The organism is Streptomyces sp. V4I8 (genome assembly GCF_041261225.1).
Taxonomy (GTDB): Bacteria; Actinomycetota; Actinomycetes; order Streptomycetales; family Streptomycetaceae; genus Streptomyces.
Window position 1 is genome coordinate 7,678,458 of sequence record NZ_JBGCCN010000001.1, and the last position, 14,086, is coordinate 7,692,543.

The window sequence follows — 14,086 nt, forward strand, 5'->3', positions numbered from 1 at the left end:
AGGGACAGCAGTATGTCGGCGTGGGAGACGCTTCAGCGCCTCATGCCCCGTACGGCCGAGAGCGACACCTCGGTGGACTGGGGCCGCGTGGAACAGTCGTGGGGAAGGGCCTTCCCCTCTGACTACCGCCGGTTCATCGACTCCTACGGAGCGGGTGGAGTCGAGGACTGCCTGGGGATCGTCGCCCCCGAGAACAGGCAGGAACCACCTGCCTCGCCCTACGGCGGCATGATCCACGAAACGGCCAACGCCGAGGGAGCCTGGGGCAGGATCCCGAAGGCCGCTGAGGCGGCCGGCCTGGATCCGGTGTTGATCGCGTGGGGGGTCTCCTGCGCGGCCGACATCCTGTGCTGGGACGCCTCGGCCGAGGACCCGGCCACCTGGCCCCTGCTCGTGTACAACAGGAACGACAACCTGTGGCGTCGCTACGACTGTGGAGTGGTCGAGTTCCTCGTGCGTGTCATACGAGCGGAATTCGACGACTGCCCGCTCGGGGACGAGTCCTTCTGGGGTGCGGGCTCCGCCCTCTTCCTCAACGAAGCTGAGGAGCGGCGCCGCATCGAACAGGGCCTGGACCCGTGGACCGGCGGACCGGATCCGTTCGCGGGCATGTCCTTCGGCTGACGCAACCGGTGTGGGCCGGGCTCCGGCCCGGCCCACACCTGTCGGGGGGTGATCGAAAGCACCCGCCGGCCAACAGGGTCCGCTCGGCGTTCACCGGCTCAAGGACGGATACGAGGACCATCGCGACGCGACATCCCTCTCGTGCACGGTGGTCAACTCCCAGACCGGCATCGGCTCAAGGTGCCCGAAGGGCCGTAGTGGTGGCGACGCCGGGAGTTCGACAGTCCGGCCTGGACTCTCTACGAGATGACGTTCAGCGAATGGTTGCTGGCTTGTCTCAAGGGCAGGGACCTGACCCTGAAAATGAACGCGGTGGTATCCCCGGTCCCGGTGGCATGTCGCCAACGGCAGCCGGTGGTGCGGTCCCGGCTGAGCAGGACGACAGCGGCGCTCGCCGCTGTGCTGCCTCCGTCGGTCACGGCCCCACGCCGTCACCGACGGACAAGAGTCCAGAAGGTTGTATGCCTCTCGTGACTTTCCTGTGTGTCGATCAACACGTCTGTGACCCGTGATGTTGATGACGCGACATCCGCTTGATCGATCGGGAGTGCCGGAAGCAGGGCTCCCGACTGACCGAGCGAAGGGTGGGGCCCGTGAGCCCAGTGGACGGACGCGACCCGGGGGTCGAAGTGATGCGGTCGTGCGCCGCGGAGTTCGTCGCCCGTGTCACCGCCCGCAACCGGCTGCCGCTGGACTACTCCGTGGCCAGCCTGCGGATCGTGGACTTCCTGATCGACGGGCTACGCAAGGGCGGGGCCGAGCGCGAGCAGGTGCGGGACACTCTGTTCGGGCTCGGCGCCTACGTCGGTGAAGTGCTCGTGCGCCGCGCAGGTGCGGTGTGGGTGGACTTCGACACCGACCAGCGCGGCTACTTCGGCCAGCCGGTCGGCGTGCGGATGCCGGACGGCCGGGTCTGGAACCCGCTCGGCAAGGTGCGCAACCGCTTCGACCTCGGCGGACCCGGGGAATCGCTCCAGACTTTCTATCTGACGCTGCACGGTCGGGCCAGGGGGAGCCGCCGAGTGAGCAGGACCTCCGCCGCACTGGCGGTGCTCCTCGCCGCCGCGCTGACCGGCTTCGCGGACTCGACGGACGAGGGGAAGCCCGGCGAGTCCGCACGGCGCACCGCCCGGAGCTCGCAGGCCGCCCCCGCCGAGCCTCGCACCGCCCCCGAGTTCCTCGCCCGCGCCAAGGAGGCGACGGCCGGACAGAAGGGCTGGACGTTCGCGGTATGACCGCGCCCCGGTCTTCCACCGGACCGCTCCGCGTTGCGTTCCGGGATCCCGGCGACGTCGTGGGTACTGCGGCAGTCGGGGAGGGCGCTCCCGAAGGGTCGTTGGCGGTCAGCTGTGCGGTGGCGGCGCCTGCGCTGTGGTCAGTTGGGTCGCTATGGCGGTGAGGCGTTCGGCCAGCGCACCGGGGGTGGATCTGGTCATGGCGGTGAGTTCGATGGTCGCCGGCGCGTGACGGAGGGGTCTGAAGCGGACGGCGGGGTGTGACGCGGACGCCGCCGCGGCGGGCACGACGGTGACGCCGAGGCCGCATTCGACCATGGCGATCTGTGAGGTCACCGACCGTGCCCAGTGGGTCGGGACGGGGCTGAAGCCGGCGGCTCGGCACAGGGTCGCCATGGCGTCGTGGTAGTCGGGCGAGATATGGCGGTGCAGCCATACCCACGGAGCGCCCGCGAGGTCCGCCACCAACAGCGTCCGCGAGCAGCTCGGACGACCCGCCGGCCAAGGCCGTCGACGGTGACGCGGCCACCCGCTGGAGCCTGGGCCACGGCATGCGACCGGGCGACTGGTTCCAGCTCGACCTCGGCTCCACCCGGACCTTCGATCAGGTCGTCCTGGACATCAGCGCCTCGTCCGGCGACTTCGCCCGCCAGTACGAGGTGTACACCTCCGACGACGGCACCGACTGGGGCCAGCCCATCGCCACCGGCCCCGGCAGCACCGTGACCCGGATCCTGCTGCCCACCACCACCTCCCGCTACATCCGAGTGGTCAACAAGACGAGCTCCGGCAGCTGGTGGTCCCTCCACGACGTCTCCGTCTTCGCCCGGGGCCCTCGCCCTCTTACGACCGGCGTTCTACTCCTCCGGCTCCCAGGCCAGAAGCAGGTCGAAGAGATGTCGGTCGCCGTCGAGCTTCAGGGAGTCCACCGGAATACGGCCGTACAGGGTGAGGACCAGCTCACCGGCTGTGCCCCGGGCGGAGGCGTCGGCCGCGTCCGGGTCCTGGCCGGCAGCGGTGGCGGCCGTTGCGCCGGGCTTGGGGAGACGGGTGGCCCGTGCGCCGTCGGCGGAGAGCGAGAGGCGCCAGGAGTGGCCCTCGGTGGCGTGGTAGTCGACGACAGCGGGCTTGTGCGGCCAGGCGCTCGTCGCGGGGCAGCAGGTGGACAGGCACTCGTCGACACCGTCGAGTGCCACCTCGTCCGGCAGCGGCTGCGGGGCGCCCGCGGTGATCTGGGCGTCGTAGCTGTGCACCGCGATCTCCTGGAGCTGGTGCCGGGCGGCGGCACCGGCGGTCTGCGGCGACTGCGACATATCCCACCAGGTCCAGCAGCCGCGCGCGCGGCATGGGCCGCGCGCCCTCGGATGACGCGGTGTCCTGCTCAGATCGGGCGGGCCTCGAAGGCGAGGGGCGGCCCGCTCATGCCTCCCGTGTGCCGAGCGCCGGCTGCTCGCCCGAGCCTCGGACGATCAGGCGGGTGGGGACGGTGATGGTCCGTGCCCGGGATCGGTCGCCGTCCAGGCGGGCGAGGGCGGCCGTCGCCGCTGTTCTGCCGATTTCCTCGGGGTCCTGGGCGACGACGGTCAGGGCCGGTTCGAGGGCCTCGGCGAGCGAGACGTCGTCGAAGGCGACGACGGCGACGTCCTTGCGCTTGCTGCGGGCGAGTTGGGCGACTATTCCCAGCGCCATGATGTTGTTGCCGGCGTACAGGGCCGTGGGGGGATCGGCCAGGTCGAGCAGCTTCGAGGTCGCGGCCTCGGCCCCCTGCTGGTCGTGTGCGCTGGCGACCAGTGAGCGATCGTAGGGAATGTCGGCTTCCTGCAGGGCCGCGCGGTAGCCGGCGAGGCGTTCGCGGCGGGTGTAGAGCTTGGTGGGGAGGTCGCCGATGAAGCCGATGCGCCGGTGTCCGTGGGCGATCAGATGGGCGACGCCCTCGTGGGAGCCGTCCCGGTTGGAGCTGACGACGCTGTCCGTGGCCAGGCCCGCGCCGGGGCGGTCGATGAAGACCACGGGCAGGCCCGCGGTGCGGGGGGCCTTGAGATGGGAGTGGTCGGCGCCGACGGAGGGCACGACCATGAGGATGCTCACGCGGCGTGCGAGGAACTTGTCCGTCAACGAGCGCTCGCGGTCGGGATCGTCCGCGGAGGAGCCCACGAGCAAGGTCAGGCCACGGTCGCGGACCGTGTCCTCGATGCTCCTGGCCACGGCTCCGAAGAACGGGTTGGCCAGGTCGGGGATGACCAGTCCGATCGTGGTGTCGGGCCCTCCCACCCGGATGTTGCGGGCCATCAGGTTCGGCTGGAAGCCGAGCTTGGCCACGGCGGCGAGAACCTGTTCCCTGGTCTGCTCCGAGGCGTATCCGTCCTCGTTGAGAACCCGGGAGACGGTCTTGGCGCTGACGCCCACTTCTCGGGCGACGTCTGCCATGGTCGGGCGGCGGTTCGCTGCCATGGAGGAAACGGTCTCCTGTGCTCGTCGGTCCCGGCCGCGGCCTCGGCCGGAACCTGTGAGTGCTGCAGTCCTGTCGTCAGTTGGCCTGGACTCCCGCGGCCTTCGCGGCCTCGGAATCGGCTACGACAGTACCTCCGGCCGCATCGACGGTGAGCGCGCCGGTCATGATGGCCACGACCTCCGCCATGGAGTAGTCGGACGGCTTGATCACAGCGGCGCGCCGGCCCAGCCGGTGGACGTGGATCCGGTCGGCGATCTCGAAGACGTGCGGCATGTTGTGGCTGATCAGGACCACCGGCATGCCCTTGTCGCGGACCCGGCGGATGAGGTCCAGAACCTGACCCGACTCCTTGACGCCGAGGGCGGCGGTGGGCTCGTCCATGACGACGACACTGCGGGCCCAGGCCACGGAACGGGCGACCGCGACGGCCTGCCGCTGTCCGCCGGAGAGCGTCTCGACCGCCTGCGTCAGCGAGCGCAGACCGATCTTCAGGTCCGCCATGTGCTCGGCGGCCTCCTGGCGCATGCGCTTCTTGTCGAGCATGCGGAAGACGCTGCCGAGGACACCGGGGCGGCGCAGCTCGCGTCCGAGGAACATGTTCGAGGCGATGTCCATGGAGGCGGCCACGGCGAGGTCCTGATAGACCGTCTCGATGCCGTGGGCGCGGGCGCTCTGCGGACCGGAGAACTGGATCGGCTTGCCGTTGAGGCGTATCTCGCCCTCGTCCGGGACCACCGCACCGGTGAGGGCCTTGATCAGGCTGGTCTTGCCGGCGCCGTTGTCCCCGATGACGGCGAGGACCTCGCCGGGCATCAGGTCGAAGTCGGCGCCGTCGATGGCGGTGACATGGCCGTAGCGCTTGACCAGACCGCGGGCCTGCAGCACGGGCGTGGGGGAAGAGGTGGTGCTCATCGGGCCTTCTTCCGGGAGATCTGGTCGACGGTCACCGCGAGGATCACCAGGACACCGGTGATCAGGGTCTGGTAGATGGAGGCGACGCCCATCAGCTGCAGACCGTTGCGGAAGACACCGACGATGAGGACGCCGATGAAGGTGCCAAGGACCGAACCGCGTCCGCCGAAGAGGCTGGTGCCGCCGAGGACCACGGCGGTGATGCTGTCGAGGTTGTCGGTCTGGCCGGCCTGCGGGTCGCCCACTCCGGTGCGGGAGATGAGCAGCAGGGCGGCGAGGCCGTAGAGGAGACCCGCCACGGTGTAGACGCCGATGGTCAGGCGGGAGGTACGGATGCCGTTCAGCCGCGCCGCTTCCTGGCTGTTGCCCAGGGCGTAGACGTGCCGGCCCCAACCGGTGCTGCTGAGCGCGTAGGCGAGCAGCAGGAACAGGGCGATGGTGACCAGGGAGCCGTAGGTGATGTCGGTGTGGCCGAGCGGGAAGGTCTCCCCGAGCGCGGTCAGCGGGCCCGGCAGGTTGGTGACCGTCTGCTCCTCGGAGTAGATGTGGGTCAGCGCGAACGCCACGTTGAGCATGCCGAGGGTGACGATGAACGGCGGCAGCGGGATCTTCTGCACCAACAACCCGTTGAGCAGCCCGAATCCGCCGCACACGGCGATGCCCACGGCGATGGCGACGAGCGGGGGCAGGGAACCCTCGGCGGCCATCTTGGCGATCATGATGCTGCCGAAGGCCATGACGGCGCCGCACGACAGGTCGATGCCCGCCGTGAGGATGATCAGGGTCTGGCCGATGGCGAGGGTGCCGACGACCATGACCTGCTGCACGATCAGCGAGAAGTTCCCGCCCGTGAGGAACTGCTCGGTCGAGAAGGAGAAGAAGGCGCAGGCCAGGAGAAGGGCGGCCAGCGGGCCGGTGGTGGGTGCGGTGAGCAGTCTGCGGGCCGTGGTCGGCGCTTTGAGCTCGGCATACGGCGAGGACGTGCTCGGAGGCGTGGACGTGGCGGTCATGCGGAGTCCTTGTCGGAAGACAGAGTCCTTGTCCGTCCCTGTCCGTCCCTGTCCGTCCTCGTGGGAGGCGCCGGAGGAACCGGAGGAATCGAAGAGGTCGGAGGACAAGGGCACGAGGGGCGGCCGTCCCCACGGTCGGGGAGGAAGGGCCGGCCGCCCCGCTTAAGGTGGAGGCGGCGAAGGTACGGTCGTCGGGGGCGGCTCAGCCCCAGCAGTTCTCCAGGCCGTAGGCGGTGTCCTTGGACGTGACCCCGTCCTGCGCCTTGTCGGTGATCAGAGTGACGCCAGTGTCGGTGTAACCGGACGCCTTCTTGCCGTCCTTGGCGTACGCCACGACGGCCTTGACGCCCTCGGCGGCCATCTTCAGCGGGTACTGCTGGGACGTCGCGGCGATCTTGCCGTCCTTGACCGCCTGGGTGCCCGTGCAGCCGCCGTCCACGGAGACGATCAGCACGTCCTTCTCCCGGCCCTTGGCCTTCAGCGCGGTGTACGCGCCCAGCGCGGCCGGCTCGTTGATCGTGTAGACGACGTTGATGCCGGGTTCCTTCTGGAGACAGTTCTCCATGGCGGTCTGGCCCTTGGCCTGGTCGCCGCCGGTGTCCTGGGCGCAGGCGACATCCTTGTCGGTGGCGCCGAAGCCCTTCAGGAAGCCCTCGTGCCGCTGGACGCCGACGGAGACGCCCGGCGCGAGGTCGAGGGCGGCTATCTTCGCCGTCTTGCCCTTCATGGCGGCCTTGGCGTACTCGCCGATCAGCTCGCCGGCCTTGAGGTTGTCGGTGGCGAAGAGGGCGTCGACCGCGCTCTCCGGGTCGGTCGGGGTGTCCAGGGCGATGACCAGAACACCCTTGGCCTTGGCCTTCTCGATCGCGGGCACGATCGCCTTGGAGTCGCTCGGAGTGATCAGGATGCCCTTCACACCGGCGGCGACCATGTTCTCGATGGCGGTGACCTGCCCGGCGTTGTCCCCGTCGAACTTGCCTGCGGCGGTGGACAGTTCGGCGCCGTTCTCCTTGGCGGCCTTCTCCGCGCCCTCCTTCATCTTCACGAAGAACGGGTTGGTGTCGGTCTTGGTGATCAGACCGACCTTGACGCTGCCCGAGCCGGTGCTCGTGGAGTCCGAACCGGAGCCGGATCCGCAGGCCGTCAGGGTGAGGGCCGCGACGCCCGTGACGGCGGCCGCTCTGAGGAGGGAGGAGGACAGACGAGTGGTGCGAGGCATGTTCGACTCCTGAGGTGTGGCGAGCGGCACGGGGTGGGTGTCAGAGCATGCCGCCCGGGGTGTCATCGTTGACTTATGTCATCGTTGACACTGCATGGCGAGGATGATGGACTCCGGCTCCCGGAAACGTCAATGCCTTGCACGCGTCACAAGTCCGCAACGCCCCCTGCGGCCGCCCGTTCCGTGCCCGCTTTTTGCTCGTACGTTCGCAGAGAAGAGCAGCCCATGAGCCCGCGTCAGATCACCGTCCTGGGAGAGTGCGTCGCGGACGCGTTCGCCGAACCCGCCAGCACCTCGAACGAACTCGCCCTGCGCGTGCTGCCAGGCGGCGGACCTGCGAATACGGCAGTGTCACTGGCCCGCCTCGGCACCCCGGCCCGCTTCCTCGCGCGGCTGTCGGGCGATGTGTTCGGCCGCCTGTTCCGCGCCCACCTGGAGACCTCCGGGGTGGACCTGTCGAGCGCCGTCCCGGCCGCGGAGCCCAGCACGCTGGCCGTGGCGGAGCTGGACGCCCAGGGGCAGGCCGCGTTCTCCTTCCATGCGCAGAACACGGCCGACTGGCAGTGGACGGCACAGGAACTGGCGCGGGTGGACCTGTCCGACACCGCCTGTGTGCACACCGGATCCCTGGCCCTGGTCCAGGAACCCGGGGCGGCGGTGGTGGAGGACTTCCTGGCGGCGGCCGCCCCTCACACGACCATCAGCATCGACCCCAATGTCCGGCCGCTGCTGGTGCACCCCGACGTCTACCGTGCCCGGCTGGCGCACTGGTGCGCCCTCGCGGACGTGCTCCGGCTGAGCGAGGACGACCTGGAACTGCTGCTGACGGGCACGCCGCCCGAGGAGGCGTGCGACATCTGGCACGCGGCCGGGGTGCGGCTCGTGGTGATCACACGTGGCGCCGACGGCGCCCTGGCCTCGCTCGATGGCGAACGGATCCAGGTGCCCGCCGTGCCGACGAGCGTCGCCGACACGGTCGGGGCGGGGGACTCCTTCACGGCCGGGCTGCTGCACCACCTCGGCGCCCGCGGACTGCTCGGTGGCCGGCTGACGGGAATCCGTCTCGACGACGTCGCGGAAGCCTGCCGGTTCGCCACCCGGGTCGCGGCCCTGACCTGCTCGGTCGCCGGCCCCAACCCCCCGTGGCAGAGCCAGTTGGAGCAGCTCGCCACGGCCGATCGCACCTGACGGACAGTCGGGCCGCGCAGCGGACATCACGGCCGAACCGTTGACGCGTCGGCCGGATTGCGTCCATCATCGGGCCACTCGATGTCATCGATGACACAAGTCAACGATGACATCCCTTCTCGGCATCGTGGACGACGGCGCCGAGAAGGCGTCACTTTTCGGTCGGTTCCGCGCCGGGCATCAGGCTCCGCTGCGCGGACGGCCGCGGCACAGGAGACCCATGAGCTCTGAACGTGTATCCCGGCATGCCCGAATACGGATGATCGCGGCGGTGGCGACCGTCTGCGCCCTGTCCGCAGCCCCGCTCGCCCCCCAGGCCGTCGCCGCGGACATCTCGCCGTACTCCGAGACCTACCGGCCCCAGTTCCACTTCACCCCGGAGAGGAACTGGATGAACGACCCCAACGGCCTCGTGTACTACAAGGGCGAGTATCACCTCTTCTACCAGTACAACCCCAACGGCAACTCGTGGGGCGACATGTCCTGGGGGCACGCGGTGAGCACCGACCTCGTGCACTGGAAGGAGCTGCCGCTCGCCCTGTCGCACGACGACGAGGAGATGGTGTTCTCCGGCAGCGCGGTCGTCGACCGGAACAACACCACCGGGTTCGGCACCAGGAAGAACCCGCCCATGGTGGCGATCTACACCAGCTACCACAAGGACACCGGCATCCAGGCCCAATCGCTCGCCTACAGCACCGACCGGGGCCGCACCTGGACCAAGTACCAGGGCAATCCCGTCATCGACATCGGCTCCAGGGAGTTCCGCGATCCCAAGGTCCAGTGGTACGAGCCGACCAAGAGCTGGCTGATGACGGTGTCGCTGTCCACCGAGCACAAGGTGCGGTTCTACTCGTCGAAGAACCTCAAGGACTGGAACCTGCTCAGCGACTTCGGGCCGGCCGGTGCGACGGGTGGCGTGTGGGAGTGCCCCGACCTGTTCCCCCTCGCGGTCGACGGGGACAAGAACAACATCAAGTGGGTCCTCGTCGTCAACATCAACCCCGGCGGTATCGCGGGTGGTTCGGCCGCCCAGTACTTCATCGGCGACTTCGACGGCAAGAAGTTCACCGCCGAGGACAAGGGCACCTACACCCCGCCCACCGGCACGGTGATGCAGGACTTCGAGAGCACCGACTTCGGTGCGTGGACGACCACCGGCGCCGCGTTCGGCGACGGACCGGCGGCCGGGGCAGTGGCCGGACAGGGGACCGTCGACGGTTTCGACGGCAAGGGTCTCGCCAACAGCTTCCACGGCGGGGACGCGGCCACCGGCATCCTCACCTCGCCCGAGTTCACCGTCGACAGCCGCTACCTGAACTTCAAGGTCGGTGGCGGACGGCACCCGCACGAGCCCGGGACGCTCCTGGAGCAGGGAGACCCGCCCGCGGGGACGGTCCTGGCCGACTTCGAAGGCGGCAGCTACGGCGACTGGACGACGACCGGAGACGCCTTCGGCTCGGCACCGGCCACCGGCACCCTCCCCAACCAGCAGGAAGTCTCCGGATTCCGGGGCAGCGGCCTGGTCAACAGCTACCTGAACGGCGACTCCACCACCGGCACCCTCACCTCGCCGGAATTCACCATCGACAAGGACTACGTCAACCTCCTCGTCGGCGGCGGCAACCACCCCACCGGCTCCGACAACCCCACCGCCGTCGAGCTCCTCGTCGACGGCCAGGTGGTGCGCAGCGCGACCGGAAAGGACGGCGAGGCGCTCAACTGGGCCTCCTGGGACGTCAAGGACCTCGCCGGCAAGAAGGCGCAGATCAGGATCGTCGACGACAACACAGGCGGCTGGGGCCACATCAACGTCGACCACATCATGCTGTCCGACATCAAGGCCCAGCCCGTCTCCCAGGAGACGTCCGTCAACCTGGTCGTCGACGGCCAGGTCGTCCGCAGCGCCACCGGCGCCAACAGCGAGACCCTGGACTGGGCCTCCTTCGACCTGCGTCCCTACGCCGACAAGAAGGCGCGGATCCAGGTCGTCGACATGAACACCGCCGGCTGGGGCCACATCCTGGCCGACCGGTTCACCGCCGCCGACGCCCCCGCCAAGTCCGTCGTACAGCGCGCCGACTGGGCCGACTACGGCAAGGACTACTACGCGGCCGTCTCCTGGGAGAACGCCCCGGGCGGCAAGCGCTACATGATCGGCTGGATGAACAACTGGGACTACAGCGGCGCCATCCCCACCTCACCCTGGCGCGGCGCGCAGAGCATCCCCCGGGAGATGGCCCTGCGTACGATCGACGGCCGGATCCGGCTGACCAGCAAGCCGGTGAACAGCGTGGCGTCCCTGCGGCGGGACCCGGTGTCCGCGACCGGGGTCACCGTCAAGAACACCGTCCAGCCCCTCATCGGTCCCGCGGCCCAGGGCAAGGCCCTCGACATCGAGGCGACCTTCTCCCTCAAGGACGCCGAACGCTTCGGCCTGAAGGTGCGCACTGGCGCAGGCGGTGAGGAGACCGTCATCGGCTACGACCCCACGACCCAGGAGCTCTACGTCGACCGCACCCGCTCCGGCGCCGTGGACTTCAACAGCACCTTCCCCGGCGTCCAGACCGCACCGCTGAAGGCCAAGGACGGCAAGGTGAAGCTGCGGATCCTCGTCGACTGGTCGTCCGTCGAGGTCTTCGGCGGCAGCGGCGAGGCCGTGATCACCGACCAGATCTTCCCCGACCCCGCCGGCCAGGGAGTGCAGGTCTTCGCCGAGAACGGCTCGGTGAAGCTGGACCAGGCCGTCGTCTGGCACCTCGACTCCGCCCACAACTGACAAGGACACGAGACCATGAAGAAAACCCTGCTCGCCGAGTTCACCGCCCGCGAGGGAGCGGAGGCCGAGGTCGCCCGCATGATCGGGGACTACGCCCTGAAGGTGCGCGAGGAAGAAGGCAACATCGCCTTCGACGTCTACACCAAGGCAGCCCACCCGCGCGCCTTCTGGATCTTCGAGGTGTACCGGGACGAGGCCGCCTTCCAGGCGCACCTGAACGCCCCGTACGGCGGCCCCTTCAACGCCGCCCTCACCCCGCTGATCGAGGAGGACGCCTCCGTGCTGACGTTCTTGGATCCGCTCGTTTGACGGCGTCTACGAGACGTTGGAATGGGCCCCACCTCGGCGCAATCTCATCCCGCACTCACCGGCCAAAACGATTGGGCACCGCGATGGGCGGGCGGATCGGCATCAAGGACGTGGCGGAAGCCGCCGGAGTCTCGGTCACGACCGTTTCCCACATCCTCAACGAGGTCGAGGGCAAGCGGATCAACCCCGAGACCCGGCAGCGCGTCCTGTAAACGGACCCGGCAGCTGGGATACGCGCCCAACGGACTGGCCCGTGGCCTGGGGCTGAAGCGGTCGAGCACCTGGGACCGCACTACGAGACGGGGGCGCGAGCCGTCGTGCAGCTGCTCGCGCTCACGGGAGCCCCGGACCGGGGGACTGGTCCGGTCGCCCAGGAAATGCTGCCGTGCCCGCTGGTGGCACGGGCATCGGTCGCTTCGCCCCCCGACTCTGACCCCGAGAGGGCGAAGCACCACCGATACAGGCGGCCGCATCAACGGCAGCCGGCACGGTCTCGCAGGACCGTGCCCAGTGAATCGGAGGAACCCGTGGAATCGAGAACCAGGCGCCTCGCGGTGTCGAGTCTAGCCGCGCTGACCGCCGCGACGCCGGGCGCGGGCTGCGGGGGCGGTGGCCCCGCGGCCGGCTCGGGAGCCGATGGCAACACCTGACCCTGTGGACCCACAACGCCGGCAACGCCACCGAGTACGCCGTCGTCAAGCAGATCGTCAATCGTCTGGCGACAAGAGGGCCGTTGGCGGATGCTGGACGGCTCGGCACTCGCCGACGGCCGGGGAGCGGCACAGCATCTCACGGTCGACCGCAACCACGCGTCCACCGTTGAGGCATGGGGTCTCAAGGGCAGTCGCAAGGGTCGTCGTCGCGTAACGGCCTGTTCGGACGTTGCCTCTGGGACGCAGGCCTCGTGCAGGGACGTATGGGACCTTTTCTCCGTTGACCGAACGGTCCGTCGGGCCTGTCCGAGGAGTAGGCTGAAATCACCGAGGATACTTCGCGCACAGGCTTCCAGGCTCGTGTCGTTTTCGGCGATTGAATACGCCGGGCCGGTCATGACCGGCCCGGGGCAGGGTTCGCGTCATGATTGCGACCATTTCCCTCCCGCCGACAGCCGAAGCCGATGACCGTGCGTTCTCCTCGTCGTCTCCCCGTCTGTCGCTCGCTCCCACCGGCCCCGCACCGGCTCTGCTGGACGGCGCATGGTGGCCCCGCTCCCGCGATCTCCGGGCCGAACTCCCCTCCCTCACGGCCGTATTGGATCCGTTGTGGGGGCGGATCACCCGGGTCACGGTGAATCCCACCCACTGGCCGGTCGTACCGCGCAAGGTGCCCGTCGCCGGGCACGTGGTGAAGGTGGGCTGGTTCCTGGCCGAGCAGGACCCGCACGAACTGCTGTTGCTCTCGTACGGCATGGGCCGCTGGAACCTCCTGGTGGTCCCGCCGCAGACGGCTCCCGTCTCGGCCGCCTGGCTGATGGCCGCCGCGAGTGACCCATTGGGCATGTCGACCGCCAGCCGGTTGATGGAGGAGGCGGCGCGCCTTCGGAGGGTGTCCGAGACGGACCGGGCCGTGGAAGCGGTCTGGGACTCCGAAGGAGGCCATGAGGCCCGCGATCCGGCCGCACGTCCCCGGATCCCGACCGTGACCGCCGGGATGCCGCTTCAGCCGATGGGGAGGTGAGGATCATGCAGACATTCGTGACCGTGGTCGTGGTCCTTGCGGTGATCGCCTTCGGGGTGCTCCTCATCCACTTGCTCAACTTGCAGCACAGTGAGCGCATCGCCGCCTTCCACTACGGCCGTTCCGGGATGCCGGTCCCGGGACCGGACCCGTTGGCTCCGCGGAAGGCCCGCGGCCGGTCGGGAGCGAGCGGCACCGCACGCCGCCGTGCCCCTCGTGAGGACGGCCCGAGCCGACCGAACAGACCGAGCCGACCGAATTGACAGCACCGACCCAACTGACAGCACCGACCGAACTGAAAGCACAGACCGCAGCCCAGGACCCCGGCCGCCGCACCGCACACGACAGGCCGGGGCCTTCCCGTGTCCTGTGCCTCCGAGCCGGGCTGCCCGGGCTCGGGGACGGCACCAAGCCAAGGAGACCGACGAGTGGTCCGCCCGAAGCCGATCGTCGGCCGGTCGACTGATTCTCCGACCCGCCGGCCCGGTCCGCCGACCAGGCTTCCGACAAAGCCGTCCGGGCCTCGGGCGGCATCCCTTCAGGACACGATGCCCGCCGGGCGCGGACCTTCCGTCCGATCCCATGGCGCGCATCCCGGACGACCGGTCCGCCATCCGCCGCCGCGCTCGCGAACCCCCGTTGCCGGACCGGCCCCGCCACGCGGCACTTTCCGACGGGTAC

13 protein-coding genes and 2 pseudogenes are annotated in these 14,086 nt (G+C 69.4%); 9 read left to right on the forward strand and 6 right to left on the reverse strand.

Going from position 1 to position 14,086, the window contains the following annotated elements; all coding sequences use genetic code 11:
* Positions 1–42 precede the first annotated feature (42 nt).
* On the forward strand, positions 43–624 hold the full coding sequence (locus ABIE67_RS34945; protein WP_370265418.1) for a hypothetical protein: 582 nt from the start codon (positions 43–45) through the stop codon (positions 622–624).
* 593 nt (positions 625–1,217) lie between these two features.
* Complete coding sequence (locus tag ABIE67_RS34950; RefSeq protein WP_370265420.1) at positions 1,218–1,859, forward strand: hypothetical protein; 642 nt, start codon at positions 1,218–1,220, stop codon at positions 1,857–1,859.
* Positions 1,860–1,967: 108 nt separating this feature from the next.
* Here ABIE67_RS34950 and ABIE67_RS34955 read toward each other — a convergent pair whose 3' ends face one another.
* Positions 1,968–2,324: a LysR substrate-binding domain-containing protein gene (locus tag ABIE67_RS34955; RefSeq protein WP_370265422.1), complete on the reverse strand. Its 357-nt coding sequence runs from the start codon at positions 2,322–2,324 to the stop codon at positions 1,968–1,970.
* Between ABIE67_RS34955 and ABIE67_RS34960 the strand changes: the two are divergent.
* Positions 2,294–2,602, forward strand: a pseudogene (locus ABIE67_RS34960) (discoidin domain-containing protein); the annotation flags it as partial. The gene ABIE67_RS34955 and the pseudogene ABIE67_RS34960 overlap by 31 nt on opposite strands.
* 114 nt (positions 2,603–2,716) lie before the next feature.
* Here the strand turns inward: ABIE67_RS34960 and ABIE67_RS34965 are convergent.
* The 5 genes and pseudogenes from ABIE67_RS34965 to ABIE67_RS34985 all read right to left on the reverse strand — a co-directional run.
* A pseudogene (locus ABIE67_RS34965) lies at positions 2,717–3,220 on the reverse strand (hypothetical protein); the annotation flags it as partial.
* Positions 3,221–3,278: 58 nt separating this feature from the next.
* On the reverse strand, positions 3,279–4,310 hold the full coding sequence (locus tag ABIE67_RS34970) for a LacI family DNA-binding transcriptional regulator (protein WP_370265423.1): 1,032 nt from the start codon (positions 4,308–4,310) through the stop codon (positions 3,279–3,281).
* Positions 4,311–4,386: 76 nt separating this feature from the next.
* A complete protein-coding gene (locus ABIE67_RS34975; RefSeq protein WP_370265424.1) occupies positions 4,387–5,223 on the reverse strand; it encodes an ATP-binding cassette domain-containing protein in 837 nt (278 codons plus the stop codon).
* Positions 5,220–6,233 (reverse strand): ABC transporter permease, encoded by a 1,014-nt coding sequence (locus tag ABIE67_RS34980; RefSeq protein WP_370265427.1) that lies wholly within the window; start codon positions 6,231–6,233, stop codon positions 5,220–5,222. The genes ABIE67_RS34975 and ABIE67_RS34980 overlap by 4 nt, the downstream gene beginning before the upstream one ends.
* Before the next feature lie 202 nt (positions 6,234–6,435).
* On the reverse strand, positions 6,436–7,452 hold the full coding sequence (locus ABIE67_RS34985) for a sugar ABC transporter substrate-binding protein (protein WP_370265429.1): 1,017 nt from the start codon (positions 7,450–7,452) through the stop codon (positions 6,436–6,438).
* 225 nt (positions 7,453–7,677) lie between these two features.
* Between ABIE67_RS34985 and ABIE67_RS34990 the strand changes: the two genes are divergently transcribed.
* The 6 genes from ABIE67_RS34990 (at position 7,678) to ABIE67_RS35015 (ending at position 13,668) form a co-directional block, all read left to right on the forward strand.
* A complete protein-coding gene (locus ABIE67_RS34990; RefSeq protein ID WP_370265430.1) occupies positions 7,678–8,640 on the forward strand; it encodes a carbohydrate kinase in 963 nt (320 codons plus the stop codon).
* Between the two features lie 220 nt (positions 8,641–8,860).
* Positions 8,861–11,419: a GH32 C-terminal domain-containing protein gene (locus ABIE67_RS34995; RefSeq protein ID WP_370265432.1), complete on the forward strand. Its 2,559-nt coding sequence runs from the start codon at positions 8,861–8,863 to the stop codon at positions 11,417–11,419.
* A gap of 15 nt (positions 11,420–11,434) precedes the next feature.
* A complete protein-coding gene (locus tag ABIE67_RS35000) occupies positions 11,435–11,728 on the forward strand; it encodes a putative quinol monooxygenase (protein ID WP_370265434.1) in 294 nt (97 codons plus the stop codon).
* A gap of 83 nt (positions 11,729–11,811) precedes the next feature.
* Complete coding sequence (locus tag ABIE67_RS35005) at positions 11,812–11,940, forward strand: LacI family DNA-binding transcriptional regulator (RefSeq protein WP_370265436.1); 129 nt, start codon at positions 11,812–11,814, stop codon at positions 11,938–11,940.
* A gap of 865 nt (positions 11,941–12,805) precedes the next feature.
* Positions 12,806–13,405: a DUF5994 family protein gene (locus ABIE67_RS35010; RefSeq protein WP_370265438.1), complete on the forward strand. Its 600-nt coding sequence runs from the start codon at positions 12,806–12,808 to the stop codon at positions 13,403–13,405.
* Between the two features lie 5 nt (positions 13,406–13,410).
* On the forward strand, positions 13,411–13,668 hold the full coding sequence (locus ABIE67_RS35015; protein ID WP_370265440.1) for a hypothetical protein: 258 nt from the start codon (positions 13,411–13,413) through the stop codon (positions 13,666–13,668).
* Positions 13,669–14,086: the final 418 nt, after the last annotated feature.